Source organism: Microbacterium maritypicum (assembly GCF_008868125.1).
GTDB lineage: Bacteria > Actinomycetota > Actinomycetes > Actinomycetales > Microbacteriaceae > Microbacterium > Microbacterium maritypicum.
The window spans coordinates 613,073-638,972 of sequence record NZ_WAAQ01000002.1 but is presented as its reverse complement, the minus strand read 5'-3'; the positions used below and the strand labels follow the sequence as shown (position 1 = coordinate 638,972).

The window sequence follows — 25,900 nt, the reverse complement described above, 5'->3', positions numbered from 1 at the left end:
GATCGTTCGAGCCCGCTCTTCAGGCGGCCTCTCGCCTCTAGCATTCTCAGTGGGGGCCGACACTGCGACTGGGGCACAACGCAGACGCTGGGGCCGCGCGAGTGGGGATTCGCAGGCGATCGGGGCCGTGGTTGGGGAACCACGGCCCCGCCCCCTCGGCCTTCACGAGCCCTCGTCCGACGTGAGCCGGTAGCCGACACCACGCACGGTCTCGATGTAGCGCGGCTGCGTCGTGCTGTCGCCGAGCTTTCGTCGCAGGTTCGCGATATGCGTCTCGATCGCCCTCTTGTCCGGCTCGCTCACGTAGTCGTTCGAGCCCGGTGGCGCGGCGCGCAGTCCTCGGGCGAGATCGGCTTTGCTGCACACCCGCTTCCCGGCCTCCAGCAGCATCGCGAGCAGGTCGAACTCGGTCGGTGTGAGCTCTATCCGTCGCTGCCCGATCAAGACCAGTCGCGTGTCGAGGTCGAGGCTGAGATCGCGGTGCACCCTGCCACGCCATGTCAGGACCGTCGCTCCGTCCGGCGCCTGCTCGGCGCCGGGATCGGACCGGCCGTTGTCCGGCAGTCGAGGGCTGGGCACGCGGGCGTCGGCGACACCGGGGGCTGGAAGCCGCGGACGCCGCAGAAGGGCCTCGATACGGGCGCGGAGCTCGCGCGGGCGGAAGGGTTTGACCAGGTACTCGTCCGCTCCCGAGGTGAGCCCGAGGACCACGTCGGACTCTTCGGAGAGTGCGGAGAGCATCATGATGAAGGTGTCGCTGACCCGCCGGATCCGTCGGGCGACCTCGAAGCCGTCGATGCCGGGAAGGTTGATGTCGAGGGTCGTGATCACCGGATGGTGCTGTTCGACGGCAGCGAGCCCCTCGACGCCGGAGCCCGTGAGGATCGTCTCGAAGCCGGCCGCGAGGAACACCTCGTCCAGGAGTGATCGCACGTCGGGATCGTCTTCGATGATCACGGCGACGAGTGCGGGCGTCGACGTCGAGGTCATGCGGCGCCCTCGCGCACGATCGTGACGATCCTCGGCGCATCCGAATCGAGCTCCGAAGGGTCGAGGTCGTCCGAGGAGCCCACAGGCCGCTCGACCTCGATGTCCCACCAGGAGTCGGCCAGCTCCTCGGCCATGCCTCTGCCCCACTCGACCACCACGACGGAGCGCTCGAGGTCGAGGTCGAGGTCGTCGAGCTCCGCCGCCGAACCGAGGCGGTAGGCATCGACGTGCACCAGTGGCGCTCCGCCGACCAGCGAGGGATGCGTGCGGGCGATCACGAAGGTGGGGCTCTGCACGGGACCGCGCACCCCCAGCCCTTCGGCGAGCCCGCGGGTGAAGGTGGTCTTCCCCGCTCCGAGCGGACCCGTCAGGACGAGGAGGTCGCCGGCTTCCAGCTGTTCGCCGATGCGCAGGCCCAGCTGCTCCATCTCCTCGGCGGTCGCGATCTCCCGACGACCGAGGAACGCGGCGTCCACGCTCACGAGGCCCGCCGGGGCACGCGGGGACCGATGCGGGTGACGATCTCGTAGTTGATGGTGTCGGCGGCATCGGCCCAGTCCGCCGCTGACGGCACGCCGAGGGTGGGGTCTCCGAACAAGACGACCTCGTCGCCGATCGAGACCGGGGTGTCTCCGACGTCGACGACGAACTGATCCATCGCGATGCGTCCGACGTTCACGAACCGGCGTCCGCCGATGGAGACCGGGAGCTTCCCCGACGCGTTGCGCGGCACCCCGTCGGCGTATCCGAGAGGCACGAGGACCAGCGTCGTGTCGCGGTCCGTGCGATGGTCGTAGCCATAGGAGACGCCCGTCCCGGCCGGCACTCTGCGCACGGCGGCGATCGCCCCCCGCAGCGTCATCGCCGGACGCAGGCCGAGCTCGGCGGAGCTGCGATCGTCGAACGGCGAGAGGCCGAAGAGCCCCACGCCGATGCGCACCGCATCCAGACGCATCTCCGGCAGGTCGATGGCAGCCGCGGTCGCGGCGATGTGCCGGATCTCGGGGTGGATGCCGAAGGACGCCGCCGCAGCGACCCCCTCTTCGAACTTCGCGAGCGCTGCTCTGTCGTCTTCCGCCGAGGTGTTGGAGAGGTGACTGAACAGTCCGACGATGCGAAGGCGTCCGATGCGTTCGAGGCCCGCGGCCTCGGCGAGCACACGCCCCCAGTCCGCCGGGGCGATGCCGTTGCGCGACAGACCGGTCTCGAACTTCAGGTGCACCCCCACCGGGCGGTCGACCGCAGCAGCGGTCGCGGCCGCCTCGAGCTGATCGAACGACGAGATCCCGACTTCGATGTCGTGGGCCGCCGCCTGCTCGAACCGCTCCCCCGGAGCATGCAGCCACGCCATGATCGGTGCATGCACACCCTGCCGGCGCAGCTCGAGCGCCTCGGGGATCTCGGCGACGCCGATGCGGGTGGCACCGGCCGAGAGCGCCGCGACCGCAGCCATCGCCGCACCGTGCCCGTAGGCATCGGCCTTCACGACGGCGATCACCTCGACGCCGGTCAGGCGTCGGAAGTGCCGCACGTTGTCGGCGATCGCGTCGAGGTCGATGCTCGCTTCACGGAAGGGGGCGGTCACAGCGGTGCTCCTTCGGCGACGACGAACGCCGCGGCGAGACCGGCGTCGTGGGTGAGGGTGAGATGCAGCGTGAGGATGCCCCGTTCTTCGACGACCGCGGCCGTCGACCCGGACAGCACGAAGTGCGGTCGCCCCGAGGGCTCGGAGGCGATCTCGATCTCGGTCCAGTGCACGCCGTCCGAACCGCCGAGCGCCTTGATCAGCGCCTCCTTGGCGGCGTAGCGCGCGGCGAGTGAGGGAAGACGGAGAGTGCGCTCGGAAGGGGCGAAGAGCCGCTCACGCAGCCGCGGAGTCCGCTCCATCGTGCGCTCGAACCGTGGGATGTCCACGAGGTCGATGCCGGTGCCGATGATCACCCGTTCAGCCTACCGAGCGTGCGTTCGGTTGAAATCGCCCAAATGGCTCCGTTCCCGTGGAAACGAAGCCATTCCGGTGATTCGAGAAGAGTCTTACTCGACGGTGACGGACTTGGCGAGGTTGCGCGGCTGGTCGACGTCGAGGCCCTTGGCCGTGGCCAGTGCCATCGCGAAGATCTGCAGCGGCACGACGGCGAGCAGCGGCTCGAACATCGCCCCGGCGAGCGGGATGTGGATGACCTCGTCGGCGAACGGCAGCACCGCTGCGTCGCCCTCCTCGGCGATCACGATCACCCGGGCACCGCGCGCGCGGATCTCCTGGATGTTCGAGACGACCTTGGAGTGCACGAGTGCCGAGTGACGCGGGGAGGGGACCAGCACGAACACCGGCTGCCCCGGCTCGATGAGCGCGATCGGACCGTGCTTGAGCTCACCGGCGGCGAAGCCCTCGGCGTGGATGTAGGAGATCTCCTTGAGCTTGAGTGCACCCTCGAGCGCGATCGGGTAGCCGACGTGGCGCCCCAGGAACAGCACCGAACGCGTGTCCGCCATCCATCCGGCGAGCTGGGTGACGTGCTCCTGCTCGCTCTCGAGCACCTTGGCGATCTTCTCCGGAAGCGCGGCGAGCTCTGCGACGTCGACCGAGGCGTCGGCGATCGCGCCGCGCACCCGCCCCATGTGCAGGCCCAGCAGAAGGAGCGCGGTGATCTGCGCGGAGAACGCCTTGGTCGAGGCCACAGCGACCTCGGGTCCGGCGTGGGTGTAGACGACGGCATCCGACTCGCGCGGGATCGTGGCGCCCTGCGTGTTGCAGACCGACAGCGTGCGCGCGCCGCGTTCGCGGGCGTACTTCACGGCCATCAGGGTGTCCATGGTCTCGCCCGACTGGCTGATCGACACCACGAGCGTGTCGGCGCCGATCACCGGGTCGCGGTAGCGGAACTCGTGGGCGAGTTCGACGTCGACGGCCACGCGTGCCCACTGCTCGATCGCGTACTTGCCGACCAGCGCCGCGTAGGAAGCAGTGCCGCAGGCGGTGATGATGACCCTGTTGATGCCCACGAAGAGCTCGTCCAGTCCGTCGAGCTCGGGGATGACGACCTGGCCGTCGTGGATGCGCCCGCGGATCGTGTTGGCGACGGCCTCGGGCTGCTCGGCGACCTCCTTGGCCATGAAGCTCGACCATCCGCCCTTCTCGGCGGCGGCGGCATCCCAGGACACGTCGAACGGCTCGGGCTCGACGGGCGTGCCGGCGAAGTCCATGACGGTGACGGACTCCGGCGTGATCGAGACGATCTGGTCCTGGCCGATCGCGAGCGCCTTGCGCGTGTACTCGATGAACGCGGCGACGTCGGAGCCGAGGAAGTTCTCCCCTTCGCCGAGGCCGATCACGAGCGGGGAGTTGCGACGGGCGCCGACCACGAGGCCGGGGTGGTCCTGGTGCATCGCCAGCAGGGTGAACGCGCCCTCGAGGCGGTTCACGATGCTGCGGAAGGCCAGCTGCAGGTCGCCGCCGTTGCCGGCGTACTCGCGTCCGAGCAGGGCAGCGGCGACCTCGGTGTCGGTCTCGCTGCGGAACACCACGCCGTCGGCGAGGAGCTCGTCACGCAGTGCGGAGAAGTTCTCGATGATGCCGTTGTGGATGACGGCGAGCTTGTCGTCGTCTGCCAGGTGCGGGTGCGCGTTGCCGTCGGTCGGCCCTCCGTGCGTCGCCCAGCGGGTGTGTCCGATCCCGGTCGACCCATCGGGCAGAGGCGCGTCGGCGAGCGAGTCGCGCAGCACGGCGAGCTTGCCCGCCTTCTTGCGCATGCCGAGCACGCCGTCTCCGTCGATGACGGCGACACCCGCGGAGTCGTATCCGCGGTACTCGAGGCGGGCGAGGCCTGCGAGAAGGATGTCCTGGCTGGGGCGCGGGCCCACGTATCCGACGATTCCACACATGGGATCAAGAGTAAGACGGTTTTTTTGCGAGTCGTCCGTACATTCTTCGGACGGCGACGGTCCGGCTGCGGCCTCAGAGTTTGCGCAGCAGCACCGTCTCGACATCGTGGTCGGCGCCCTTGCGCAGCACGAGCCGTGCGCGGTGCCGCGTGGGCATCACGTTCTCGACGAGGTTGGGCATGTTGATCTCGTTCCAGTAGCCGAGGGCCGTGGTGATCGCCTCCTCGTCGGTGAGGTGCGCGAACACGTTGAAGTACGAGGACGGGTTGCTGAAAGCGGCCTGACGGAGCGCGAGGAAGCGGTCGACGTACCACTTCTCGATGTGCGAGGTGTCGGCGTCGACGAAGATCGAGAAGTCGAACAGGTCGCTCACGGCGACATCGTTCGGAGCGGGCGGCGGCTGCAGCACGTTCAGTCCCTCGACGATCACGACGTCGGGCCGGCGCACGACGACGTTCGCATCCGGCACGATGTCGTAGCGCATGTGGGAGTAGAACGGGGCCCGCACCTCGGTGGCGCCACTCTTGACCTCGGTGAGGAACTCGATCAGCGCTCGACGGTCGTACGACTCGGGGAACCCTTTGCGATCCATGATGCCGCGGCGCTCGAGCTCGGCGTTCGGGTACAGGAATCCGTCGGTGGTGACCAGCTCCACCCGAGGCGTTCCCGGCCAGCGGCTCATGAGCTCGCGCAGCAGACGGGCGATGGTGGACTTGCCCACAGCCACGGAACCGGCGACGCCCACGACGAACGGCGTCGTGGTGTCATCTTCCTGGAGGAACGACGAGGTGGCGGCGCCCAGTCGCTTCGTCGCGGTCGCGTACAGACTGAGCAGACGGCTCAGCGGCAGGTACACCTCGCGCACCTCGGTGAGGGAGAGGCGGTCCCCGATGCCGCGGAGCTCGACGACCTCGGTCTCGGTGAGCGGCTGGTCGAGCCCGGCCGCCAGGCGCGCCCACTCCGCGCGTCCGATCTCCCGATAGGGCGACAGTGGCAGCGTGGGGTCGGCGGTGGTCACGGAGTACATCGTATCGGGGGGCGAGTAGTCTCTTTCCGTGCGCCTGGGAGTCCTCGACATCGGATCCAACACCGTCCACATGCTGGCGGCCGACGTCCGCCCCGGCGGACGGCCGCTCGCGACGACGAGCGACAGGACGGTGCTGCGCCTCATGCGCTACCTCACGCCCGACGGCTCCATCTCGGAAGAAGGCGTCGTCGCCCTCGTGGCCGCGGTCGCGCAGGCGCGGCGTGTGGCGGAGAGCGAGCGCGTCGACGCGCTGCTGGCCACGGCGACGAGCGCCGTCCGCGATGCGCGCAACGGGGCCGAGGTCATCGCCCGCATCGAAGCGGCTCTCGGCCAGCCCCTGCAGGTGCTCGATGGGGAGACCGAGGCCGAGCTGACATTCCTGGCGGTACGACGCTGGTTCGGCTGGTCGGCCGGACAGATCCTGCTCCTCGACATCGGCGGCGGTTCACTCGAGATCGCCGCAGGCGCGGAGGAGATGCCCGACGCCGCGGCATCCGTCCCCCTCGGCGCCGGGCGCATGACGGTGCAGTTCCTGCCGAACGATCCTCCGGGCGAGAGCGATGTGGAGCGGCTGCGCGCCCACGCGGCGACGACTCTGGCCGATGTCCTCCCGCGGTTCGTCGCGCTCCCCCGGCCCGATCACGTCGTGGGGTCGTCGAAGGCCATCCGTTCTCTGGCCCGACTGGTCGGCTACCCGGCACCGGGGTGGTCCGGAAGCGAGCGGATGCTGCTCCCCCGGGCGTCGCTCGGATCGTGGATCCCACGCCTCGCACGCCTTCCCGCCTCCGCGCGTCAGGAGCTGCCGGGCATCACACCGGATCGCACGTTCCAGATCGTGGCGGCCGCCGTGTCGTTGCACGCCGCGATGACCGCCTTGGACGTCGACGAGCTCGAAGTGTCGCCGTGGGCGCTGCGTGAAGGCGTGCTGCTGCGGTACATCGAGCAGCTGGGTTGGAACGACTCCCGACGCTGAGCGACCGGTCGCACGGAGGGACAGGCTCTGTTGCCGCCTCCGTCGCCGCCGGTATCCTCTGACCAAGCGAGCACCTCCCCCGGCCGGTCGGAACAGGACGCGGGAGGCACGAGCCCGGCGAGCACCGGCCCAGGGTCGAGGCCGCCCCATGGTCATCGGCGTCGGGGGAGGCTGTGTGAGTCCGGGAGATGTGAGAGAGATCGGCTCAGGAGAGCTGCTCTCACACGGCGTGCATGTCGTCGACGAACGTACGACGATCACGTCGACGCAGCGAACGACCGGCCCCGTGCTCCTGCTGTCGATGCAGGGCGCAGCCCACGAACTGTCCATAGACACCGTCACCGCACGCCCCGACCACGCCGTGTTCGCCTTCGTCGATGCACCCGGACTCGTGACGAAAGAGCACAACGGCCCGTGGATGCCGGTCGGGAGCGGGCTCGTGATGGCGCCGTCCGGGATCGCCCAGCACGTGCGCTGCGCAGGCTCCTGGAGCATCACCGCCGCGTGTGTTCCCCAGGCCGCGCTCGGAGCATTCGTCGCGGCGCTGCCCGCCACCGCTCAGGTCCTCGAGGAGCGGCGCCCGCTGGACCGCGCGATGCAGGCCTTCGTCGAACAGGTCTTGGCCGTCGACGACACGGCGACCGCGATCGAACGCTACGCGATCGAGCGCCTGATCGTGGAGATGAGCGGAGCCATCCTGCTCGACCGCATCGACGGGGCATCCGGGCACCGTTCCCCCCACGCCGCTCTGCGCGACAAGGCGGTCGCTGTCATCGCGCATCAGTGCAGCGATCCCGCACTGAACCCCGCACGGGTCGCCCGCGAAGTGCGATCGTCGCTGCGTCAGCTGCAGCTGGTCTTCGCGGAGGCGGAGAACAGCGTGGCCTGCGAGATCAGGCGCCAGCGGGCGCGTCTGGCCAAGTCGCTCCTGCTCGACAGCCGGTTCGACTCGCTCAGCATCGAGCAGATCTCGCAGCGTGCCGGCTTCCCCTCACCCATCAGCCTGCGTCGCGCACTCGAGGAAGAGTACGGCGCCACCCCCCGTGCGCTTCGCGCGCACCGCGAGGCCGCGCAACGCCCCCAGAACGAGACGGCCGACCGCTGAACACAGCGGTCGGCCGTCACTGAATCTGTGCGGACGTCAGAGCGACAGGCGCTCCTGCACCACCGCCGCGAGGCGTCCGGCATAGGCATGCACCGACTCTGCGTCGGCCGCCTCCACCATCACACGCACCAGCGGCTCGGTGCCGGACTTGCGCAGCAGCACGCGTCCGGAATCACCCAGCTCGATCTCGACGTCGCGCACGGCCTGCTGCACGACCTCGTCGTCGGAGACGCGGTCCTTGTCGACATCGCGCACGTTGATGAGAACCTGCGGGTAGATGGTCATCACCGATGCGAGCTCGGCGATCGACTTCTTCTGCCGCGCCATCTCGGCCACCAGGTGCAGGCCTGTGAGGATTCCGTCACCCGTGGTGGCGTACTCGCTCATGATGACGTGACCGGACTGCTCGCCGCCGAGCGCGTAGCCGCCCTCGTTCATGTCCTCGAGCACGTAGCGGTCTCCGACAGCGGTCTGTCGGACGGTGATCCCGTGCTCGCGCATCGCGACATGCAAACCGAGGTTGCTCATCACCGTCGCGACGAGGGTGTCGTCGGTGAGGTGACCGCGCTCCTTCATGGACACCGCGAGGATGGCCATGATCTGGTCACCGTCGATGTGGTTTCCCTCGGCATCCACCGCGAGGCACCGGTCGGCGTCGCCGTCGTGGGCGATGCCGATGTCGGCGCCCAGACGCACGACGGCCTCGGCGAGGTTGTCGAGGTGGGTCGAGCCGACACCGTCGTTGATGTTCCAGCCGTCGGGGTCTGCCCCGATGACGGTCACCTCGGCGCCGGCGTCGCGGAACGTCTCCGGTGAGACGCCGGATGCCGCGCCGTGGGCGCAGTCGAGCACCACGTGGATGCCGTCCAGGCGGTTCGGGAGCGATCCGAGCAGGTGCACCACGTAGCGGTCCTCGGCGTCGGAGAACCGATCGATGCGACCGACTCCGGCACCCGTCGGGCGCAGCTTGTCGCCAGCCATGGCCTCTTCGATGCGCTGCTCGACCACGTCGGGAAGCTTGCGGCCTCCGCGGGCGAAGATCTTGATCCCGTTGTCGGGCGCAGCATTGTGCGACGCCGAGATCATCACGCCGAAGTCGGCGTCACGGTCGGCGACGAGGAATGCGAGGGCGGGCGTCGGAATGACTCCCGCCTCGAGCACGTCGACTCCGGAAGAGGCGAGACCCGCGGCGACGGCCGCGGCGATGAAGTGTCCGGAGACCCGGGGGTCTCGGGCGACCACTGCGGTGAGTCGCTTGCCTTCGGCCTTGCGAGCCTCCGCAGTACGGCCCTGGCCCAGGACGACAGCAGTCGCCTGGGCCAGGGTGAGCGCCAGGTCGGCGGTGAGGATGCCATTGGCGAGTCCTCGCACACCGTCCGTGCCAAAGATCGGCATCGGAGCAGTTGACCTTAACGCTTCGAGTACTGAGGCGCCTTACGGGCCTTCTTGAGTCCAGCCTTCTTGCGCTCCTTGACGCGAGCGTCGCGCGAGAGGAAGCCGGCCTTCTTCAGGGTCGGGCGGTTGTTCTCCTCGTCGATGCCGTTCAGCGAACGAGCGATGCCGAGGCGAAGCGCACCGGCCTGGCCCGAGGGGCCGCCGCCGGAGATGCGCGCGATGACGTCGTAGGCACCGGCGAGGTTCAGCACGGTGAACGGGTCGTTGATCAGCTGCTGGTGCAGCTTGTTCGGGAAGTAGTCCTCGATCGTGCGGCCGTTGACCGTGATCGTTCCCGAGCCGGGGACGATGCGCACGCGGGCGATGGCCTGCTTGCGACGGCCGACAGCGGCACCCGGGACGCTGAGGACGGGGCGGGGAGCCGCCTCGACCACGTCGGTCTCGGGAGTCGACGTCGAGAAGTTCTGGGGGGTTTCGGTGGTGTCCTGGATGTCAGCCACGAGTATGTCCTTTAAGTCTTACGGCGCTTACTGGGCGACCTGGTCGAGGGTGTACGGCGTCGGCTGCTGCGCGGCGTGCGGGTGCTCAGCACCGACGTACACCTTGAGCTTGGACAGCTGCTGGCGGCCGATGCTGTTCTTGGGGAGCATGCCACGGATGGCCTTCTCGACAGCGCGGACCGGGTTCTTCTCGAGGAGCTCGGCGTAGGTGACCGACTTCAGGCCGCCCGGGTAACCGGAGTGGCGGTAGGCCATCTTCTTCTGGAGCTTCTGACCGGTGAGCGCAACCTTCTCCGCGTTCACGATGATGACGAAGTCACCCGAGTCGATGTGGTTGGCGAAGGTCGGCTTGTGCTTGCCACGCAGGAGCGTAGCGGCGTGCGAGGCCAGACGGCCGAGAACGACGTCGGTGGCGTCGATGACGACCCAATCGCGCTGGACTTCGCCAGCCTTGGGGGTGTAAGTGCGCGTCACGATAGTGCTGCTTTCTTGTGTCGAACGGAGAAGTTCGTGAATCCCACTCCGGGGTGGTTCTTCCCGACAGGGAGGAACACGCCAGTGGAGGGCTCACGTTCGGACGATGCCCCTTCTCCGCGAGCGGGGAAAGGCACCAAAGAGAAATCATACGCCACGCCGTGCCGTATGCCCAAACCACGGGCTCAGTCGGGCTTGACCGTCACGAGGATCGGCCGGTGATCGCTCGCCCCCTGCGGCAGGGTCGTGATGCGCTCGATCTCGAACCCCGTGGAGGTGGCGAAGTCGTAGTGCCCGCGGAAGACGCGGTAGCGCGTGTAGGTGTGGTCGTCGCTGAGAGAGAGCGCGTACCCGTGGTCGCGCACGGCCTGGCCGAGGTTCTCCTTGAAGATCGGGTAGTTGTAGTCCCCCACCATCAGCTGGGGCAGACCTTCGCCGAGTGCCGCGAGCTCGGTGAGCGCGGCACGGATCTGGTGGCGTCGCAGGGAGTTCAACGCGGTCAGCGGTGCTGCGTGGAACGAGGCGACGATGAAATCCTGGCGGTCGTCGATGTCGCTCAGCCGCGCACCGAGCACGCGCTCGTGCGCCGGTTTCGCGATGCGGTCGTGCAGCGACTTCTTGAGGCCGAGCATGCGGATCGCCTGCAGGCGGAACGTGCTCGCGCGATAGAAGAGCGCGAGTCCGAGGCGGTTGCCCTGGGTGGCGTCCGCGAGCACGAGATCGCCGATCTGCGCCGGCAGCTCGGGCACGTCGCACTCCTGCAGGCAGAGGATGTCGGGATCATGCTCGCGCACCAGCGCCGCGAGTTCGCCGGCGGCCCGGTGCTTCTGGAGGTTGTACGAGATGACCTTCATGACCGTTCCACGCTACTCGCCCCTGCTGTGCCCCGGCTCCGGATCGTCACCGTATCCCCGCGGATTCCGATAACGCCCTCACCGAGAGCACGCGCACATCACGATGTCTGCGACGCTGCAGGTCGGTGCCGTCATCTCAGCCGCTCGCTCCGTCGCGACGGGCGCGGGTCTGAGTGGCACGGGACGAGAGCAGCTCGTCTGCGGGGTAGCCGACCTCGGTGAGGATCAAGCCGCGAGCGGCCAGCACCTTGAACTCGCTGGTCCTGGTGAGCGCATCGCGCAGCACCACGAGGTCGTCGACGTCGAGGCGCCCCTCGCCCACGGCCACGCAGGCGCCCACGAGCGCGCGCACCATGCTGTGACAGAACGCATCGGCCTTGACCTCGGCGACGAGCACGCCGTCGGCATCGCGCTCCCAGCGGTAGTCGAGCAGGGTGCGGATGGTCGTCGCCTCCTGACGCGGCTTGCAGTACGCCGCGAAGTCGTGCAGTCCGATCAGGGTCCTCGCCGCGGCATCCATCGCACGTTCGTCGAGGCGACCGCGGACGACGGTCGTGTCGTGGCGGCGTAGCGGATCGTAGCCCGCCTGACCATCGGCGAGACGGTAACGGTAGCGTCGCCAGACGGCGGAGAACCGGGCGTCGAACCCCTCAGGAGCGATCGACGTGCGGGTCACGGTGACATCGGAGTAGGCGCCGAGCACTCCCCGCATGCGCCCGGCGATGGTCTCGGCTGGTTCCAGCGGTGCACGCCCCTGCCTCGCTTCGATGCGCGACCACTGCTTCTCGTCGAGGTCGACGTGCGCGACCTGCCCGCTCGCATGCACTCCGGCGTCGGTGCGGCCGGCCACCACGAACTGCACGTCGGAGCCGACGATGCGCGCGAGCGCCGCTTCCAGCGTCCCCTGCACCGTGCGGAGAGTCGGCTGCTTCGCCCACCCGCGGAAGTGGGTGCCGTCGTAGGCGATGTCGAGACGGATGCGCACGCAGCAAGCCTAGGACAAGCGCCCGGTACCATCGGGCGACCGTCAGCGCTCGACCAGGATGCCGTCCTCATCGCTGTAGAGATGCGCCCCGGGTCGGAACACCACTCCAGCGATCACGAGCGTGACGTCGAGCTCGCCCGCACCGAGCTTGGCGCTCTTGCGCGGATTGGTGCCCAGCGCCTTGACGCCGAGGTCGAGCGCATCGATCGCGACGCGGTCGCGGATCGCCCCGTTGATCACGACACCCGCCCAGCCGTTCGCCACCGCTGACGCCGCGATCAGGTCACCCATGAGCGCCGTCTCGAGCGAGCCTGCACCGTCGACGACGAGCACGGCGCCCGCACCGGGTGTCGCCAGCACGGACTTCACGAGCGCGTTGTCCTCGAAACAGCGGACGGTGCGGATCGGACCGTCGAATGCCGACCGGCCGCCGAACGATCGCAGCTGCAGCGAGAGCGACTGGATCCCCTCTTCGAGCTCGTCGTAGAGATCCGCCGTCGCGACCGGCATCCTCAGATGCCTCCGTCGATGGAACGGATCGTCACGGCGGGCTCGTCCGGCACCATCACCTGGGTCTCCCGGTTCAGGCTCTCACCGCGGAAGAACCGCTTCGATCGAGGGAACAGGTACCAGAGGAACATCAGCACCAGGCCGAAGGCCAGCGAGCCGACGCCGATCACGAACGTGCCGCCGATGCCGAACAGGACCGTGTAGCCGTAGTCGACGTCCCACATGTCGATCGCCGACTGGATGAACGCCCAGGCCAGCATGAGCCCGCCCAGCAGCGGGAACAGGCCCTTGAAGAAGAACTCGCGGGCGGAGGAGGTCAGATCCTTGCGGAAGTACCAGACGCAGGCGAACCCGGTGATGGCGTAGTAGAACGCGATCGCGAGCCCCAGCGAGAGGATCGAGTCCTGAAGGATGTTGTCGCTGATCAGCGTCATCCCGACGTAGTAGAGCGACGCGACCACGCCCATCACGATGGTCGAGAACGACGGGGTCTTGTAGGTCGGGTGCACCTCCTTGAACCGGGCGGGCAGAGCGCGGTACACACCCATCGCGAGCGTGCCGCGAGCGGTGGGGAGGATCGTGGTCTGGGTCGACGAGATCGCCGAGATGATCACCGAGACCACCAGCACCCAGCCGAACGGTCCGAGCAGCCCGTCCTTGATCACCAGGAAGAAGTCGTCGGCGTTCGCCTCGTTGCCCAGGCCCGTGCCGTCTTCTCCGAGACCGGCGTACATCATGGCCGCGATGGTCACGGCGACGTAGGTGAACAGCAGGATCACGGTCGTCAGGAGCGCTGCGCGGCCCGGAATGCGCTTCGGGTCCTTCGTCTCCTCGTTCAGGGCGAGACAGGTGTCCCATCCCCAGTAGATGAAGAGTGCGAGCAGGATGGCCTCGGTGAACCCCGACCAGTCGGTGAACGCGAACGGGTTCATCCACTCCCAGTCGAACGGGGTCGGATTGGGTGCGGTGCCGGCGAAGAACTGCCAGAGCGCGGTGACGACGAAGATCGCGAGCGCGAGGTACTGGATGCCGAGCAGGATGTTCTGGATGCGCTCGCCGATCTCGACCCCGCGCCAGCTGACCCAGGTCATGGCCGCGATGAAGAGCACGGCCACCACGACGACCCGCCAGTCGTTGTTCTCCAGGTCCTGCCCGATCAGCGACCAGAAGTAGACCGAGGCGATCTGGGCCAGGTTGGCGAGCACGACCATGCCGGCCACAGCCACACCCCAGCCGCCCATCCAGCCGACCCACGGGCCGAAGGCCTTGGTCCCCCAGGTGAAGGTCGTCCCGCAGTCGGGGACCGCGTTGTTGAGCTCGCGATAGGCGAAGGCGATCAGGAGCATCGGGACGAAGGCGATGATGAAGGCGATCGGCGCCTGGGCGCCCACAGCGAGCACCACGAAGCCGAGCGTCGCGACGAGCGAGTAGACGGGCGCCGTCGAGGCGAGACCGATGACGGTCGAGCCCCAGAGCCCCAGTGTTCCCGCAGCCAGACCCTTGCCGTCGGGTCGTTCCAGATGAATCGGCGTCGTTGCTGCCATGTCAGAACAGTAGAGCCACCGCGGTTATCGCGTCAACGGGTTTCTTCGACCGTCTGAATCCGAAGCGCGGAATGGACCTTCACGACGGAATCCGTGGAATCAGGGCCTTTCGAGCATGCCGTCAGCGTGCTCGGCCACCCACTCCATCAACGGCAGCATCCTCTCCATCAGGTCACGCCCGAGCGGGGTCAGGCTGTACTCCACGTGCGGCGGCACGGTCGGGAGGGATTCCCGGTGCACCAATCCGTCGTCGGCGAGCGTACGCAGGGTGGAGGCGAGCATCTTCTCGCTGATGCCGTCGACTTCCCGTCGCAGCGCGCCCCAGCGGTGGGTGCCGTCGGACAGGCAGGAGAGCACGAGAACGCCCCACTTGCTCATGATGTGATCGAGGATGACGCGCGTGCCGCAGTTCTGATCGAAGACGAACGGAGTGGATTCCTTTATCTGCGCGAAACTAACCGTCATGTGGGTACCTTACTTCAAAGTGGGTACCCGCTGGATGGAATGCGGGATGCCCGCTCTCGGGTTGTCGAGGATGTCACTTACGAAAGGACCCTCATGACCATCCTCGTCACCGGTGCGACCGGCAACCTCGGCCGTCTCATCATCGCCGGCCTCCTCGAGCGCGGCGCCGACCCGCAGTCGATCGTCGCCGGAGCTCGCAACACGGCCAAGGCCGCCGATCTGGGCGTGCGTGTCGTGCACCTCGACTACACCGACGCCGCCTCGGTCGCGACCGCCGTCGAGGGTATCGACACCGTCGTGCTGGTCTCCGGCTCCGAGGTCGGTCAGCGCGTCGCCCAGCACCGAGCGGTCATCGATGCGGCGAAGGCCGCCGGCGTCTCGAAGCTCGTCTACACGAGTGTGCCGAAGGCCACCACGAGCGACCTGGTCCTGGCGCCGGAGCACAAGGCGACGGAAGAGCTCATCGCCGCCGCAGGTGTGCCCGCGGTGATCCTCCGCAACAACTGGTACACGGAGAACTACGTCGCCGACCTCACCCGCTCCGCCGAGACGGGCGTGCTCGCCGCCGGTGCCGGGGACGGACGTGTCGCCTCGGCGAGCCGCAGGGACTTCGCCGAGGCTGCGGCCGCAGTGGCGCTCGAAGACGGGCACATCGGCGAGGTGTACGAGCTGGCGGGCGACGTCGCCTGGACGTACTCCGACCTCGCTGCGACCTTCTCCGAACTGACCGGACGCGAGGTCTCGTATGTGCGTCTCGGCTTCGACGACCAGGTCGCGGCGCTGCGTGAGGCCGGCCTCGACGAGGGCACGGCCGGATTCGTCGCCGCGCTCGACGCCGGCATCAAGGACGGGGCACTCGCCGACACCGACGGCACGCTCGCGCGTCTGATCGGTCGCCCGACGACCCCGCTGCTCGAAGGACTGCGCGCCGCCTCCGCCTGATCGCTTCCGCAAGACCGAGTGCCGCCGTCCCCCCGGACGGCGGCACTCGGTGGTCGTAGGCACGGCGTCAGGAACCCACGTGCGCCTGCCCGTGCGCGCCGGCCTGCACGTGCGCGACCGTGAGCGTGATGCTCTCCCGCTGTATGCCGCGCGCCCCGAGCAATGCGTCGATGGCCGCGTGCACAGTGCGGAGGATCTCCGCGGACTTCGCGCCGGAGTCCACACCGAGCGTCGCCTCCACCGCCACCCCGTCGCCCGCGGCGACCACCGACACGATCGGCTCGTCGTCCTTGCGCACGCCGATCGCCTCGGCTCCCGCGCGCAGCAGGTTGGAGATCAGGGAACCCGATCGGTAGACGCTGCGAACGCCCGGCGTCGACCGCAGCGTCGCCTCGATCGCCGCGGCGAGCTCGTCGCGCTCCTCCGCCCTCATCGGCTCTCTCCCGCCCACGACGACACCTCCCGGACGTCCTTGATCGCGATGTCGATCGCGATCACGTTCAACTCGGTATGCGCGCGAAGGCCTCGATCGACCTCGGCCCGCAGCTCAGCGGCGACCTTCGGGATCGACTGACCGTGCAGAGCGCTCGCGTCGATCTCGATCCGGATCGGCGCACCCGCCTGCGTCACGTCCCCGTCGAGTCGACAGCGCCCGACGAGGAGTCCCGGCACGGCATTCTCCGCAGAGCGGATGAGGCCGCGCACCGCTCCCTCGGTGATCGCGAGATCCACGTGCGGATCCGGTGACTCGAAGGGGATGCGGCGTCCGGCGCGCGCATCCATCGCGATGCCGCTGAGGATGCGATCGACCCAGTTCTCGTCGACCGGGGGTTCGGCTGCGGCTTCTGCGGCGATGAGCTCAGCACCGAGCCCCTGCAGCCGTTCCAGTGCGTCCAGCGCCAGCTGACAGCCGGGCGACTCGTCGATCGAGCGATCGGCGGGCTGTCGCCCCGCGTCGAGATAGTCGGTGAGCTCGTCGAGCGTGTGCCCGTCGAGATCGGTCGGTTCCAGGCCGAGCCGGCGGACTTCGCGAGTCTCTCTCTCGTCGGTCATCGCCACTCCTCCATCCGTACGATCATGTATTTCCGGGCCCGCGCGAGCAGGCCGCGCGCGGTCGAGACGGGGATGTCGAGCTCCTCGGAGATCTCCTCGTAGGAGTATCCGCCGATCTCCCGCAGCACCCAGCATTCGCGCTGCGCATCCGGCAGCTCTCGAAGCGCTGCCCCGAGGGCGGCGACGCCCGCACGCGCCTCGACGACCGCGGTCGGTGAGGCATGCAGCGGAGCCGGACGGTCGATCGAATCGATGTCGACGGCCGGGCGGATCGCGCGGATGCGATCCACGGCCTTCCGGCTCACGATCCTCATCAGCCAGCTCTTGACCTTGGCCGGATCCTCGAGTTCGCCGAACCGCTGCCAGGCGGTGACGAAGGACTCCTGCACGATGTCGTCCACATCCGCGGATGCATTCAGCATCCGCTGTGTGTACGCGCGCATCATGGGCGTGTGCCTGCGCACGAGCACCGCGAAGGCCTCGACGTCGCCGTCCATCGCGCGTCCGGCGACGATGCCGTCGTCCGCGTGTTCGAGCGCTGTGCGAAAGCGTTCGTCTTCCATCTACCCCACCCCTCGATCCGATCCCCTGAGGGATTCGGAACAGATGCCCCAACGGATCGGATCATTGTTCACCCGCCTGTGAGGGATCGGGGAGAGGCCGTACGGGCCCCTCCCCCGCCTCGTCACTTCTTGAACGCATCCTTCACGTTCTCGGCGGCATCGCGGACGTTGCCCTTGGCCTGCTCCGCCTTGCCCTCGGCGACGAGCTTGTCGTCATCGATGACCTTGCCGACGGTCTCCTTCGCCTTGCCCGCGATCTTCTCGGCTGCGGCCTTGATCTTGTCTTCAGCGCTCATGGCTTCTCCTTCTCCTTCTCCACCGACCCCGCATCTCGGGGCCGAGTCCTCGACGAGGCGGCTTATGCCGTCGGTGCCTCGTCCCTGTCTGCGGTGTCGCCTTCGTCATCCGAGGGGACGTGTACGTCGTCGATGGTGACGTTGACCTCGACCACGCCCACCCCGACCAGATCGACCATGTCCCGGTGGATCGCCGCGCGGACGTCATCCGCGACCTTCTGCAGCGAGACGGGGTACTCGGCGACGATCGTCACGTCGACGGTGATCTGTGCTTCGCCGACCGCGACGCTGATCCCCTGCGAGAGGTCGGTCGTGTTGAGCGCGTCCCGAATCGCGCCCACCATGCGTGCGGCGCCCCCGCCGAGCGCATGGACTCCGCTGACGTCACGCGCAGCGATGCCGGCGATCTTCGCGACCACCGCATCCTCGATCGTGGTCGTCCCCACCGCAGCCCCCTGCGGCGGGGTGACGACCTGAATCTCGGGCTGGGTGCCACCTGTCGTGTTCGTCATCGTGAGCTCCTTCTTCCTCATGCCGCTCGCAGTGCGAAGCGCAGGTCGCGGTCGGCGACGCCACCACTAGGACGTATACCGAACGGCAGATGTCACAGATCCGTCGAAAGAAATCTCTGAAGTCCCCCGACGAACCGCTCACGGTGCACTCAAAGGTTGAGAGTGCAATATTGCACTCCATGACCGACAGTGCAGATTCCTTGCGAGAACAGCGCAAGCGAGAGACCTCCCGCGCCCTCACCGACGCCGCACGACGTCTGACGACGGAGAAGGGGTTCGCCGGGTTCACGATCGAGGAGGTGTGCGCCGAGGTCGGAGTCTCCCGCCGCACGTTCTTCAACTACTTCGAGAGCAAGGAGAATGCGGTCTTCGGGTTCGCGACGATCGACTCGTCCCAGGAGGCGCTCGAGGAGGAGTTCGCTGCCCGACGCGGAGACCTGCTCGACGACTTCCTCCGGTTGACGATCCGCCGCTTCGAGCTGTTCAACCCGGTCGAGGACGCCCCGGCGATGTTCGCTGTGATCGAGCAGGAGCCGCGTCTGCTCAAGGCCGCCTTCGAGCATCTCGCGAAGAACGAGAGGCGCGATGTGGGGCTGATCCTCCGCCGAACCGCCGAGACCGATCGCACCGCCGACGACGCCGCCGAGCTGCAGGCCGAGGTGGTCGTGCACACCGTCGGCGCGCTCGTGCGCATGAGCATGGACGAGCTGCTGCATCGCCAGTCGACCGAGCCGTTCACCGATCTCCTCACCCGACGCCTCGACGTCGCCCGCTCGCTCTACGCACCGTCACAGAAAGCGCACTGAATGTCCGCCACCGCCACGAAGGACACCCCCTTCCTGCTCACGAAGCGCCGCATCTGGATCATCTTCAGCGCCCTCATCGCGGGCATGCTGCTCTCCAGCCTCGACCAGACGATCGTGTCCACCGCCATGCCGACGATCGTCGGACAGCTCGGCGGCGTCGACCACCAGGTGTGGATCACCACCGCTTATCTCCTGGCCACCACGATCGTGATGCCCATCTACGGCAAGTTCGGCGACGTACTGGGTCGACGCACCCTGTTCCTCGTCGCGATCGCCCTGTTCACCCTGGCCTCGATCGGCTGCGCATTCGCCACCGATTTCTGGATGTTCGTCGTCTTCCGCGCCCTGCAGGGCCTCGGCGGTGGCGGCCTGATGATCCTGTCCCAGGCGATCATCGCCGACATCGTCCCTGCCAACGAGCGCGGCAAGTACATGGGGCCGCTCGGTGCGGTCTTCGGGCTGTCCGCCGTCGCCGGCCCGCTCCTCGGCGGCTACTTCGTCGACCACCTGACCTGGCAGTGGGCGTTCTACATCAACATCCCCGTCGGGATCGCGGCATTCATCATCGCGCTGGTCGCACTCAAGCTGCCGAGCAAGAAGGCCGAGAAGCCGATCGACATCTTCGGCGTCATCTTCCTCTCGATCGCGACCACGTGCCTGATCTTCTTCACGGACTTCGGCGGAGACAAGGAGTTCGGTTGGGACTCGCTCGCGACCTGGGCCTGGGGCGCCGGACTGGTCGTCGCCGCGACCGCCTTCGTGATCACCGAATCGCGGGTTCAGGACCCGATCATCCCGCTGAGCCTGTTCCGCAACCCGATCTTCGTCAACGCCACTGCGATCGGGCTGGTGCTCGGAATCGGGATGTTCGCGGCGATCGGCTTCGTGCCGACGTTCCTGCAGATGTCCTCCGGCACGTCTGCGGCGGAATCCGGACTGCTGATGATCCCGATGATGGTGGGGCTCATGGGCACGTCGATCTTCTCCGGAATCGCGATCTCGAAGACCGGCAAGTACAGGATCTATCCGATCCTCGGCACCATCATCACCGGCATCGCCATGGTCTCGATGACCACTCTGTCGGCATCGACGCCGATCTGGCTGATCTGCGTGTACCTGTTCGTGTTCGGCGCCGGGCTCGGCCTCATCATGCAGGTCGTCGTCCTGGTCGTGCAGAACGCGGTCCCGGCCGGCGAGATCGGCACCGCGACGAGCACGAACAACTACTTCCGCGAGGTGGGGGCATCTCTGGGAACCGCGGTGTTCGGGACGATCTTCACCACACGTCTGACCGAGAACCTGCTCGGCGTCTTCACCGGCGCCGGCGCCTCGCCCGAAGCCGCCTCCGAGGCCGCATCGACGATCGATCCGTCGACCCTCAACTCGCTGCCGGACGAGGTACGAGAGGGCATCGTCACCGCCTACGCGGACGCTCTCGCGCCGGTCTTCTGGTACCTCGTGCCGTTCATCGTGCTCGCGCTGCTGCTCTCGTTGTTCCTCAAGCAGATCCCGCTGTCGGATCAGGCAGGACTCGTCGCACGCGGCGAGGCCGTCAGTGGCGAGGAAGCCGAGAGGTTGGAGGCCGCACAGCGCGGGGTCGGGCGCGCAGACGGCGTCTCGGCGACCGCCGTCGCGGCCGATGCCGACCCGACGGACACCGACACCACACCGTTCACGCGCTGAGACGAGCGGCCCCTGCCCCGACGTGGGCAGGGGCCGCCGTCTGTCAAGGGGCTCCCCTTCCGGGCGTGGATCCCGCATTCTTCACCGTGGGGACAGCGAGGAGAATGATGGAGCACGATCCTGATCGCAGGTTCACGCTGGTCGAGGTCAGCGCGACCGACTGGACCATCCACGATCTGCAGTACCCGGAGAACGACCACCGTCGCGTCGTCTGCACGATCTTCGAAGACGCCCCGACCGAGGTCGAGGTCCTGTGGCGACGCGACCTGCCGCTCGCGTTGCGCTATTCCACGGCTGCCGACGTTCTCGAGGCCGTGCGCAGATTCCAGGACACCTCACGCGCCACACGTCCGATCCCGATCCCGCATATGCCTCCGGCGCGTGACCCGAGGGGGTTCCGCGGGTGAGCCGTCCGACACCCGCCGGATTCTCCGGATGGACGCTGACCGACGTCGTGCGACAAACTGACCGTTAGTCGGCCGCCCCCACGCGCCGACGGTCTGGAGCATCCCATGTCGACCCCCACGGACGCGTCCCCCTGGAAGAGGTTCTGGGAGAAGGGCGGCTGGTGGCGTGCGCTCGTCCTCGCTGCCGTGTACTTCGTGCTCTACGACCTGCTCTCGCTCGCGTTCACGCCCCTCGCCCTTCAGCTCGACGATCCGACCGGTGCCGCTGCGGTCGTCGTCTACTACGTCCTGCCGCTCGTCGTCGGCGGCCTGCTGCTCGTCGGCTTCATCGCGTCGGTCGGGTGGTGGCGCGACGTCTTCGGTCCGCAGCCGATCCGAGGACGGGGATGGATGTGGATCGCGATCGTCGTCGTGCTCCTGTTCAACATCCTGCGCTTCGCCACGATCGACTACGGCGACGTCGGATTCGACGTCGTGGCCAGCTGGCTGCTGGCCGGACTCCTCATCGGGTTCGCCGAAGAGGTGCTCACCCGGGGGCTGGTCGTCAACCTCGCCCGCAAGGCCGGATACCGCGAGATCGTGGCCGCGGTGCTCTCCGCCGCCGTGTTCGCCGGCCTGCACGCCGGGAACCTCCTGAGCGGACAGTCGGTGTTCGCGACCGCGTTCCAGCTCGTGTACACCTTCGCGTTCGGCATCCTGATGTACCTCGCGCTCCGGGTCACCGGGACGATCCTCGCGCCGATCCTGCTGCACGCCAGCACCGATCCGAGCATCTTCCTCCAGACCGCGCACCCTGCCGAAGGCGCTCTCACCGCGTTCGCCGGCTTCGGGAACATCGTCGTCATCGCCGCTGCGGCCGCGCTGATCTTCTTCATCCGCGGCCGCGTGGGCGACGCCGCCCCCTCCTTCACCGAGGACCGCGCCGCCTGACGGATGCCGAGCGGCCGCGGTCCCCTCGATCCTCAGGCTGATCGATCCCCCTCCGGCCAGTCGGTGACGACGACCTTGCCGATCGTGCGCGACGCCTCGACGATCTCGTGCGCCTGACGCATGGTCGCCGCATCCAGCGGCGTGAGGTGGGTCGTCACGGTGGTGCGCAGCGTGCCGTCGTCCACAAGCGCGGCGACGGCCTCCAGCAGATCGTGCTGGTAGTGGTCTGCGGGGTCGGTGACGGGCCTGGTGAACATGAGCTCCCAGTGCCAGGTCACGCTCTTCGCCTTGAGCGCGTCGATACTGCCACCGGTCTCGTCGATGGAGACCACCTGCCCGCGTGGACGGATGACGTCGGCGATCGCCCGGACGTTGCCAGGAGTGAACGACGTGAACACGTAGTCGACGCCGGCGGGAGCAATCGCCGAGACCTCGGAGACGAAGTCGCGACCCACGACGTGGTCGGCCCCCATCTGCCGCACCCACTCCGCGGTCTCAGGGCGGGAGGCCACCGCGATCACCTCGAGACGCGTGAGCGCCTTCGCGAGCTGGATGATGAGCGAGCCGACGCCGCCTGCGGCCCCGATCACGAGGAGCACGCCCTCGCTCTCCTGGGTGAGCGCGAGCCGGTCGAAGAGACTCTCCCACGCGGTGATGACGGTGAGGGGCAGAGCGGCCGTCTCGGCGACCGAGAGTGTGCGTGGGGCATGCCCGACGATGTTCTCGTTCACGAGGTGGAACCGGGCGTTGGTGCCGGGGCGGTCGATCTGACCCGCGTAGTACACGCGGTCCCCCACCGCGAAGCGCGTGGCCTCGTCGCCGACGGCCACCACGACTCCTGCCGCGTCGTACCCGAGGACCCGAGGCGCCCCGGTGGTGGCGGCTCCCGCACGCACCTTCACGTCGACGGGGTTCACCGAGACGCCCTGCACCTCGACGAGCACATCCCGTCCGGCAGGTCTCGGCACGGGAAGGAAGATGTCGCTGAGAGCGTCGGGGGCCGACACGGGACGCCTGCCGCGGGCGCCGATCGCGGGCATCCGCTCAGGGAGGGACAGCGGGGTGGAAGAGGATTCCGGAAGGTTCGTGGTTGCCATGCGCGCCACGCTATCCGAAGCCCTCTAGTTACCCGCAAGCGCTCCTAGTATCCAAAAGATACCGATCGCTGGCGCAGATCTCAACCTTCGTAGCTCCGCTGCGTCGACAGCGCCCACACCTGCTCGATCGGAGTGAACCCGTCCTCCCCGTCGGGCCCGTGGAACCCCTCGACGAAACGGCCGATGTCGGCCTGCCACGCATCGTTCGCCGGCGAGGCGTTGACCACCCGCATCGCCGCGTCGAAGTCCTCGCACTCGACGATGTGGAACAGGTTGCGACCGGAGCGCCAGATGGTCCAATCCTCGATCCCGGCGACCCCGAACAGGTCCCGCAGCCCATCGGGGACGCGGGCGTGGTGGGTCCGGTAGTCGTCGATCGCACCTGCTGCGATCACCGAGTGCAGTGCGATGCGCATGCCGCTCCTTGTTCGTTCTCAATCGATTCCCCTGCCACGATAGGCCCCCGGGCCGGTCTGCCGCGGGCGGGCGCGCGACACCACCGACACGCCCCGGCACTTGCGGGGGGTGTCGGAACACCGACGTAGCCGCGAGGGCATGACTGTCGAGTACCTCGGGACCGTCGTGTCGTCCATGTGGCTGACCGTCGCCATCCTCGCCGGAGGATTCGCCCGGACGCGCAACAGGTCCGCGTGGGCGTGGTTCCTTCTGACGCTCCTGTTCGGCCCGATCGCCGCTTTTCTGCTCGTCGTGTGGCCTCCCGTCGCGAGAGCGCCCAGGGTGCAGCCCTCGCACTCGCCCGCGGAATAGGTCGCAGGTCGCCGGGAAAGTACCGCCGGAAAGCAGAAAAACCCCGGCGAACCGGGGTTTTCATCTGTAGCAGGAGCGGGGCTTGAACCCGCGACCTCACGAATCTGAACCGGTGTTCTTCGTCATTCCGCAGTGACATCGAACTATCCCGCTTGCCCTACTCCCGACCGGCCTGGTGGTTGTCGTCGTTCTGCAGTGATCGGCACTACTCCGCGTGTATTCCGCTGGGTATTCGCTGGCGAATCTCCCATCGGGTCCAGCTGTGCACGGACGTCCGGCGCGAGCGTCACCCGCGGCAGATAATGCGTCTTGGTGACGCGCTCGTCAGCGTACCCAAGGAGGCCCGCCGCCAATGCAGGATCTTTCACGAGGGCTGCCGCCGTCTTCCGGAACACGTGCGGGTGCACCCACTCGTAGCCGTTCGCCTTCTTGAATTCATCCCACCCCATGCGGAAGTTGTTCGGGTCGCGCTCCTTGCCCCGGGCCGACGGGAACACGAGCACCGGATGCCAGTTCGGATCGTCGGCGCGCTCCCGGAGCGCGATCAGCAGGTCGCCGAGCTGACGCCGCGCGCTGAGGCGTGGGACGAGCTCGCATCGGCCGAGGGCGACTACTCGGTCGCGGACGCCGCGAAGATCCTCGCCCGCGCTGGAGTGAAGACCGGCCCGCAGCGCCTCTTCGAGCAGCTCGCCGGCATCCGGTGGGTGCACCGCGCGCACGACGGGAAGTGGCGCGCGTACGCGACCGCCGTCGACAACGGCTACCTCACCGAGAAGCCGCAATCGCACCACCACCCGCGCACCGGAGACCTCGTTCTCGATGCTCCGCAGGTGCGCGTCACCGTCCGGGGCATTGAGCGGCTGCGCCAGCGTCTCGGAACGATTGAGACAGGAGTAGCAGCGTGAGCGGTGACTACAACCTCACGAGTTCCAGCGGAGTGCGCACCCCATCCGCGTACACCTCTACCGCAAGCGTTGGCTTGTCAAGCAGGACCGCGACCAGCCCGGGACCGGCAGCGAACTGCTGCGGACGGCCCGCGATCGCCACCGCGAAGTCCCGGCCCTCGACCTCGTCCGGCTTGAACACAGCGACTGTGGAGAACCCGTTCCAATACTCCGCGAGCTGCAACGCGAGCCAGCCATCCGGCTCGCGCTCCCTTCGGGCACGGAGGTCATCGAGGCGCTTCTCTGCATCCATCTTCGCGGTGCCGATGTACGGTTCGAAGGGTTCCATGGTCGATTCGTCGGTCATGCCACGCACTCTATCGGGGACGCCTGCCTGTTCAGCGGAAGAAGTCGTTCAGCCCGCTCCATTCGCTAACTGTGCTCGGCGCGCCCGATGGTCCGTTGGTCTGCACAACATCGAACGCTCCGGCCACGTTCGCGCTTCGAGTGATGTAGGTCTCGACGCCCGGCGCCCCCTCGACGATCCATTCGCTGTCATTGATGGTGCGCCAAATGTATGTGATGTTCGCCCCTCGGAAGGTCAGATTGGGCGAGCCAGCAGGAGGCGGTGTCGTAGGAATCATGCCCGCACTCTATCGGTGTGCGGCATCGCGAGCTTGCCGATCTGGAGTGCACCGCTAACGGTCGTCTGTACCAGCGTCAGTTGTCTTGGTGAGCAGCTCGCGTTCCGAACGAACCGCCTCCGCGTACTTCCTGGGGAGATCGTTCGCGCTGATCTCCTCGCGCGCCCATTCGAGCAAAACGGCCTGCAGCGCACGGATCTTTACGGCGGGCGGTACTCCATCCGTAGTGGCCAGCGGAACTGGCGCCGTGTTGTCGATGACATTGCTGAGGATCACCCGCTCATGTGGTGGAAGTTCAAGCAAGAGCTGCACCGCAGCGCGCGACCGCGCTTGCACGGCGGCAAGCGTCCGGTCATTGTCCTGGATCGCGAAGGCGAACCCAAGCGCGCTGTTCGCCTCCAGGAGGCTCACGACAGCATCATGGCGTCGGACTGTTGCGGCTCTGGCCCGCGCGCGCTGGCCCTCGAGTGCGTCCCGAACCCAGGGAACAATAGAGGATCCGATCAACGCGATCACAGCGCCGAGAATGACGGCCCACCCAGAGTTCATCCCCGCACTCTATCGAGGGTGACCCGATGAGCGCGCGCGTCTCTAGCGCGTCCCGTTGCGGA

Annotated in this window: 33 protein-coding genes and 1 tRNA gene; 9 read left to right on the top strand and 25 right to left on the bottom strand. The window is 67.8% G+C overall.

What is annotated here, in order from left to right; translation table 11 throughout:
* Nucleotides 1-162: 162 nt before the first annotated feature.
* The 6 genes from F6W70_RS13910 to coaA all read right to left on the bottom strand — a co-directional run bounded on the left by F6W70_RS13910 (nt 163) and on the right by coaA (nt 5,899).
* Nucleotides 163-990, bottom strand: a complete 828-nt coding sequence (locus F6W70_RS13910; RefSeq protein ID WP_151487040.1) for a response regulator transcription factor — start codon at nt 988-990, stop codon at nt 163-165.
* On the bottom strand, nt 987-1,472 hold the full coding sequence (gene tsaE / locus F6W70_RS13905) for a tRNA (adenosine(37)-N6)-threonylcarbamoyltransferase complex ATPase subunit type 1 TsaE (RefSeq protein ID WP_373695316.1): 486 nt from the start codon (nt 1,470-1,472) through the stop codon (nt 987-989). The genes F6W70_RS13910 and tsaE overlap by 4 nt, the downstream gene beginning before the upstream one ends.
* Nucleotides 1,469-2,575: an alanine racemase gene (alr, locus tag F6W70_RS13900; protein WP_151487039.1), complete on the bottom strand. Its 1,107-nt coding sequence runs from the start codon at nt 2,573-2,575 to the stop codon at nt 1,469-1,471. The genes tsaE and alr overlap by 4 nt, the downstream gene beginning before the upstream one ends.
* A complete protein-coding gene (locus tag F6W70_RS13895) occupies nt 2,572-2,931 on the bottom strand; it encodes a holo-ACP synthase (protein WP_017828216.1) in 360 nt (119 codons plus the stop codon). The genes alr and F6W70_RS13895 overlap by 4 nt, the downstream gene beginning before the upstream one ends.
* A 93-nt stretch (nt 2,932-3,024) precedes the next feature.
* Nucleotides 3,025-4,872 carry a glutamine--fructose-6-phosphate transaminase (isomerizing) gene (gene glmS / locus F6W70_RS13890; RefSeq protein ID WP_127481935.1) on the bottom strand — a complete coding sequence of 616 codons (1,848 nt, stop codon included), beginning with the start codon at nt 4,870-4,872 and terminating at the stop codon, nt 3,025-3,027.
* 73 nt (nt 4,873-4,945) lie between these two features.
* Nucleotides 4,946-5,899 carry a type I pantothenate kinase gene (coaA, locus tag F6W70_RS13885; protein ID WP_017828214.1) on the bottom strand — a complete coding sequence of 318 codons (954 nt, stop codon included), beginning with the start codon at nt 5,897-5,899 and terminating at the stop codon, nt 4,946-4,948.
* Between the two features lie 28 nt (nt 5,900-5,927).
* Between coaA and F6W70_RS13880 the strand changes: the two genes are divergently transcribed.
* Nucleotides 5,928-6,872, top strand: a complete 945-nt coding sequence (locus F6W70_RS13880) for a Ppx/GppA phosphatase family protein (RefSeq protein WP_151487038.1) — start codon at nt 5,928-5,930, stop codon at nt 6,870-6,872.
* Nucleotides 6,873-7,047: 175 nt separating this feature from the next.
* Nucleotides 7,048-7,977: a helix-turn-helix domain-containing protein gene (locus F6W70_RS13875; protein WP_151487037.1), complete on the top strand. Its 930-nt coding sequence runs from the start codon at nt 7,048-7,050 to the stop codon at nt 7,975-7,977.
* A 36-nt stretch (nt 7,978-8,013) separates the two neighbouring features.
* On the opposite strand, the gene glmM is transcribed toward F6W70_RS13875, so the two are convergent.
* From glmM to F6W70_RS13835, 8 genes are all read right to left on the bottom strand, one after another.
* Nucleotides 8,014-9,372 carry a phosphoglucosamine mutase gene (glmM, locus tag F6W70_RS13870; RefSeq protein WP_055870223.1) on the bottom strand — a complete coding sequence of 453 codons (1,359 nt, stop codon included), beginning with the start codon at nt 9,370-9,372 and terminating at the stop codon, nt 8,014-8,016.
* A gap of 14 nt (nt 9,373-9,386) precedes the next feature.
* The gene (gene rpsI, locus F6W70_RS13865) at nt 9,387-9,872 is read right to left on the bottom strand and encodes a 30S ribosomal protein S9 (protein ID WP_017828210.1); all 486 of its coding nucleotides are present in this window, start codon (nt 9,870-9,872) and stop codon (nt 9,387-9,389) included.
* Nucleotides 9,873-9,899: 27 nt separating this feature from the next.
* Nucleotides 9,900-10,346, bottom strand: coding sequence for a 50S ribosomal protein L13 (gene rplM / locus F6W70_RS13860; RefSeq protein ID WP_017828209.1), 447 nt, complete (start codon nt 10,344-10,346; stop codon nt 9,900-9,902).
* A 185-nt stretch (nt 10,347-10,531) separates the two neighbouring features.
* The gene (locus tag F6W70_RS13855; protein ID WP_055870221.1) at nt 10,532-11,200 is read right to left on the bottom strand and encodes an endonuclease/exonuclease/phosphatase family protein; all 669 of its coding nucleotides are present in this window, start codon (nt 11,198-11,200) and stop codon (nt 10,532-10,534) included.
* Nucleotides 11,201-11,336: 136 nt separating this feature from the next.
* Entirely contained in the window at nt 11,337-12,185 is an 849-nt protein-coding gene (gene truA, locus F6W70_RS13850; protein ID WP_151487036.1) for a tRNA pseudouridine(38-40) synthase TruA, read from the bottom strand.
* A gap of 42 nt (nt 12,186-12,227) precedes the next feature.
* Nucleotides 12,228-12,695: a ribonuclease E activity regulator RraA gene (rraA, locus tag F6W70_RS13845; protein ID WP_127481930.1), complete on the bottom strand. Its 468-nt coding sequence runs from the start codon at nt 12,693-12,695 to the stop codon at nt 12,228-12,230.
* A 2-nt stretch (nt 12,696-12,697) separates the two neighbouring features.
* Complete coding sequence (locus F6W70_RS13840; RefSeq protein ID WP_151487035.1) at nt 12,698-14,239, bottom strand: APC family permease; 1,542 nt, start codon at nt 14,237-14,239, stop codon at nt 12,698-12,700.
* A gap of 99 nt (nt 14,240-14,338) precedes the next feature.
* On the bottom strand, nt 14,339-14,704 hold the full coding sequence (locus F6W70_RS13835; protein WP_055870204.1) for a winged helix-turn-helix transcriptional regulator: 366 nt from the start codon (nt 14,702-14,704) through the stop codon (nt 14,339-14,341).
* 93 nt (nt 14,705-14,797) lie between these two features.
* On the opposite strand from F6W70_RS13835, the gene F6W70_RS13830 reads away from it, so the two are divergent.
* Nucleotides 14,798-15,646: an SDR family oxidoreductase gene (locus F6W70_RS13830; protein ID WP_055870201.1), complete on the top strand. Its 849-nt coding sequence runs from the start codon at nt 14,798-14,800 to the stop codon at nt 15,644-15,646.
* A 67-nt stretch (nt 15,647-15,713) separates the two neighbouring features.
* Here the strand turns inward: F6W70_RS13830 and F6W70_RS13825 are convergent, their stop codons facing one another.
* From F6W70_RS13825 to F6W70_RS13805, 5 genes are all read right to left on the bottom strand, one after another.
* On the bottom strand, nt 15,714-16,079 hold the full coding sequence (locus F6W70_RS13825; protein WP_151487034.1) for a hypothetical protein: 366 nt from the start codon (nt 16,077-16,079) through the stop codon (nt 15,714-15,716).
* On the bottom strand, nt 16,076-16,699 hold the full coding sequence (locus F6W70_RS13820) for an Asp23/Gls24 family envelope stress response protein (RefSeq protein WP_055870195.1): 624 nt from the start codon (nt 16,697-16,699) through the stop codon (nt 16,076-16,078). The genes F6W70_RS13825 and F6W70_RS13820 overlap by 4 nt, the downstream gene beginning before the upstream one ends.
* The gene (locus F6W70_RS13815) at nt 16,696-17,262 is read right to left on the bottom strand and encodes an RNA polymerase sigma factor (protein ID WP_151487033.1); all 567 of its coding nucleotides are present in this window, start codon (nt 17,260-17,262) and stop codon (nt 16,696-16,698) included. Before F6W70_RS13815 ends, F6W70_RS13820 begins: the two co-directional genes overlap by 4 nt.
* Nucleotides 17,263-17,384: 122 nt before the next feature.
* Nucleotides 17,385-17,558, bottom strand: a complete 174-nt coding sequence (locus F6W70_RS13810) for a CsbD family protein (protein ID WP_017828199.1) — start codon at nt 17,556-17,558, stop codon at nt 17,385-17,387.
* A gap of 62 nt (nt 17,559-17,620) precedes the next feature.
* Nucleotides 17,621-18,070, bottom strand: coding sequence for an Asp23/Gls24 family envelope stress response protein (locus F6W70_RS13805; RefSeq protein WP_318278905.1), 450 nt, complete (start codon nt 18,068-18,070; stop codon nt 17,621-17,623).
* 179 nt (nt 18,071-18,249) lie between these two features.
* Between F6W70_RS13805 and F6W70_RS13800 the strand changes: the two genes are divergently transcribed.
* From F6W70_RS13800 to F6W70_RS13785, 4 genes are all read left to right on the top strand, one after another.
* Nucleotides 18,250-18,876, top strand: coding sequence for a TetR/AcrR family transcriptional regulator (locus F6W70_RS13800; protein ID WP_170287919.1), 627 nt, complete (start codon nt 18,250-18,252; stop codon nt 18,874-18,876).
* A complete protein-coding gene (locus F6W70_RS13795; RefSeq protein ID WP_151487031.1) occupies nt 18,877-20,559 on the top strand; it encodes an MDR family MFS transporter in 1,683 nt (560 codons plus the stop codon).
* A gap of 107 nt (nt 20,560-20,666) precedes the next feature.
* A complete protein-coding gene (locus tag F6W70_RS13790) occupies nt 20,667-20,966 on the top strand; it encodes a hypothetical protein (protein WP_151487030.1) in 300 nt (99 codons plus the stop codon).
* Between the two features lie 105 nt (nt 20,967-21,071).
* The gene (locus F6W70_RS13785) at nt 21,072-21,896 is read left to right on the top strand and encodes a CPBP family intramembrane glutamic endopeptidase (RefSeq protein ID WP_151487029.1); all 825 of its coding nucleotides are present in this window, start codon (nt 21,072-21,074) and stop codon (nt 21,894-21,896) included.
* 32 nt (nt 21,897-21,928) lie between these two features.
* Here F6W70_RS13785 and F6W70_RS13780 read toward each other — a convergent pair whose 3' ends face one another.
* Together F6W70_RS13780 and F6W70_RS13775 are read right to left on the bottom strand one after the other, a co-directional pair.
* Nucleotides 21,929-22,993, bottom strand: coding sequence for a zinc-binding alcohol dehydrogenase family protein (locus tag F6W70_RS13780; protein WP_235563395.1), 1,065 nt, complete (start codon nt 22,991-22,993; stop codon nt 21,929-21,931).
* An 80-nt stretch (nt 22,994-23,073) separates the two neighbouring features.
* The gene (locus F6W70_RS13775; RefSeq protein ID WP_151487028.1) at nt 23,074-23,409 is read right to left on the bottom strand and encodes an L-rhamnose mutarotase; all 336 of its coding nucleotides are present in this window, start codon (nt 23,407-23,409) and stop codon (nt 23,074-23,076) included.
* 139 nt (nt 23,410-23,548) lie between these two features.
* Here F6W70_RS13775 and F6W70_RS13770 point away from each other — a divergent pair, with 139 nt between their 5' ends.
* Nucleotides 23,549-23,761 carry a hypothetical protein gene (locus F6W70_RS13770; protein WP_151487027.1) on the top strand — a complete coding sequence of 71 codons (213 nt, stop codon included), beginning with the start codon at nt 23,549-23,551 and terminating at the stop codon, nt 23,759-23,761.
* 67 nt (nt 23,762-23,828) lie between these two features.
* Here the strand turns inward: F6W70_RS13770 and F6W70_RS13765 are convergent.
* Nucleotides 23,829-23,914: transfer RNA gene (locus F6W70_RS13765), tRNA-Leu, on the bottom strand.
* 353 nt (nt 23,915-24,267) lie between these two features.
* Between F6W70_RS13765 and F6W70_RS13760 the strand changes: the two genes are divergently transcribed.
* Nucleotides 24,268-24,666 carry a phage antirepressor KilAC domain-containing protein gene (locus F6W70_RS13760; RefSeq protein ID WP_318278904.1) on the top strand — a complete coding sequence of 133 codons (399 nt, stop codon included), beginning with the start codon at nt 24,268-24,270 and terminating at the stop codon, nt 24,664-24,666.
* Nucleotides 24,667-24,673: 7 nt separating this feature from the next.
* On the opposite strand, the gene F6W70_RS13755 is transcribed toward F6W70_RS13760, so the two are convergent.
* The 3 genes from F6W70_RS13755 to F6W70_RS13745 are packed head-to-tail and all read right to left on the bottom strand — an operon-like array spanning nt 24,674 to nt 25,838.
* A complete protein-coding gene (locus tag F6W70_RS13755) occupies nt 24,674-25,012 on the bottom strand; it encodes a hypothetical protein (protein WP_151487025.1) in 339 nt (112 codons plus the stop codon).
* Nucleotides 25,013-25,043: 31 nt separating this feature from the next.
* A complete protein-coding gene (locus F6W70_RS13750) occupies nt 25,044-25,289 on the bottom strand; it encodes a hypothetical protein (protein ID WP_151487024.1) in 246 nt (81 codons plus the stop codon).
* Between the two features lie 54 nt (nt 25,290-25,343).
* A complete protein-coding gene (locus tag F6W70_RS13745; RefSeq protein ID WP_170287918.1) occupies nt 25,344-25,838 on the bottom strand; it encodes a hypothetical protein in 495 nt (164 codons plus the stop codon).
* Between the last annotated feature and the right edge of the window lie 62 nt (nt 25,839-25,900).

Excerpts from the sequence above, each read along its gene's own strand:
- F6W70_RS13770 (WP_151487027.1), top strand. The coding sequence starts at position 23,549 with ATGACTGTCGAGTACCTCGGGACCGTCGTGTCGTCCATGTGGCTGACC.
- coaA (WP_017828214.1), bottom strand. The coding sequence starts at position 5,899 with ATGTACTCCGTGACCACCGCCGACCCCACGCTGCCACTGTCGCCCTAT.
- glmM (WP_055870223.1), bottom strand. The coding sequence starts at position 9,372 with ATGCCGATCTTTGGCACGGACGGTGTGCGAGGACTCGCCAATGGCATC.
- F6W70_RS13785 (WP_151487029.1), top strand. The coding sequence starts at position 21,072 with ATGTCGACCCCCACGGACGCGTCCCCCTGGAAGAGGTTCTGGGAGAAG.
- F6W70_RS13835 (WP_055870204.1), bottom strand. The coding sequence starts at position 14,704 with ATGACGGTTAGTTTCGCGCAGATAAAGGAATCCACTCCGTTCGTCTTC.
- F6W70_RS13805 (WP_318278905.1), bottom strand. The coding sequence starts at position 18,070 with ATGACGAACACGACAGGTGGCACCCAGCCCGAGATTCAGGTCGTCACC.
- F6W70_RS13910 (WP_151487040.1), bottom strand. The coding sequence starts at position 990 with ATGACCTCGACGTCGACGCCCGCACTCGTCGCCGTGATCATCGAAGAC.
- F6W70_RS13775 (WP_151487028.1), bottom strand. The coding sequence starts at position 23,409 with ATGCGCATCGCACTGCACTCGGTGATCGCAGCAGGTGCGATCGACGAC.
- F6W70_RS13750 (WP_151487024.1), bottom strand. The coding sequence starts at position 25,289 with ATGATTCCTACGACACCGCCTCCTGCTGGCTCGCCCAATCTGACCTTC.
- rraA (WP_127481930.1), bottom strand. The coding sequence starts at position 12,695 with ATGCCGGTCGCGACGGCGGATCTCTACGACGAGCTCGAAGAGGGGATC.
- F6W70_RS13825 (WP_151487034.1), bottom strand. The coding sequence starts at position 16,079 with ATGAGGGCGGAGGAGCGCGACGAGCTCGCCGCGGCGATCGAGGCGACG.
- F6W70_RS13840 (WP_151487035.1), bottom strand. The coding sequence starts at position 14,239 with ATGGCAGCAACGACGCCGATTCATCTGGAACGACCCGACGGCAAGGGT.
- F6W70_RS13745 (WP_170287918.1), bottom strand. The coding sequence starts at position 25,838 with ATGAACTCTGGGTGGGCCGTCATTCTCGGCGCTGTGATCGCGTTGATC.
- F6W70_RS13755 (WP_151487025.1), bottom strand. The coding sequence starts at position 25,012 with ATGACCGACGAATCGACCATGGAACCCTTCGAACCGTACATCGGCACC.
- F6W70_RS13760 (WP_318278904.1), top strand. The coding sequence starts at position 24,268 with ATGCCAGTTCGGATCGTCGGCGCGCTCCCGGAGCGCGATCAGCAGGTC.
- F6W70_RS13815 (WP_151487033.1), bottom strand. The coding sequence starts at position 17,262 with ATGGAAGACGAACGCTTTCGCACAGCGCTCGAACACGCGGACGACGGC.
- glmS (WP_127481935.1), bottom strand. The coding sequence starts at position 4,872 with ATGTGTGGAATCGTCGGATACGTGGGCCCGCGCCCCAGCCAGGACATC.
- F6W70_RS13790 (WP_151487030.1), top strand. The coding sequence starts at position 20,667 with ATGGAGCACGATCCTGATCGCAGGTTCACGCTGGTCGAGGTCAGCGCG.
- F6W70_RS13795 (WP_151487031.1), top strand. The coding sequence starts at position 18,877 with ATGTCCGCCACCGCCACGAAGGACACCCCCTTCCTGCTCACGAAGCGC.
- F6W70_RS13855 (WP_055870221.1), bottom strand. The coding sequence starts at position 11,200 with ATGAAGGTCATCTCGTACAACCTCCAGAAGCACCGGGCCGCCGGCGAA.
- F6W70_RS13810 (WP_017828199.1), bottom strand. The coding sequence starts at position 17,558 with ATGAGCGCTGAAGACAAGATCAAGGCCGCAGCCGAGAAGATCGCGGGC.
- F6W70_RS13820 (WP_055870195.1), bottom strand. The coding sequence starts at position 16,699 with ATGACCGACGAGAGAGAGACTCGCGAAGTCCGCCGGCTCGGCCTGGAA.
- F6W70_RS13780 (WP_235563395.1), bottom strand. The coding sequence starts at position 22,993 with ATGGCAACCACGAACCTTCCGGAATCCTCTTCCACCCCGCTGTCCCTC.
- F6W70_RS13830 (WP_055870201.1), top strand. The coding sequence starts at position 14,798 with ATGACCATCCTCGTCACCGGTGCGACCGGCAACCTCGGCCGTCTCATC.
- F6W70_RS13800 (WP_170287919.1), top strand. The coding sequence starts at position 18,250 with ATGACCGACAGTGCAGATTCCTTGCGAGAACAGCGCAAGCGAGAGACC.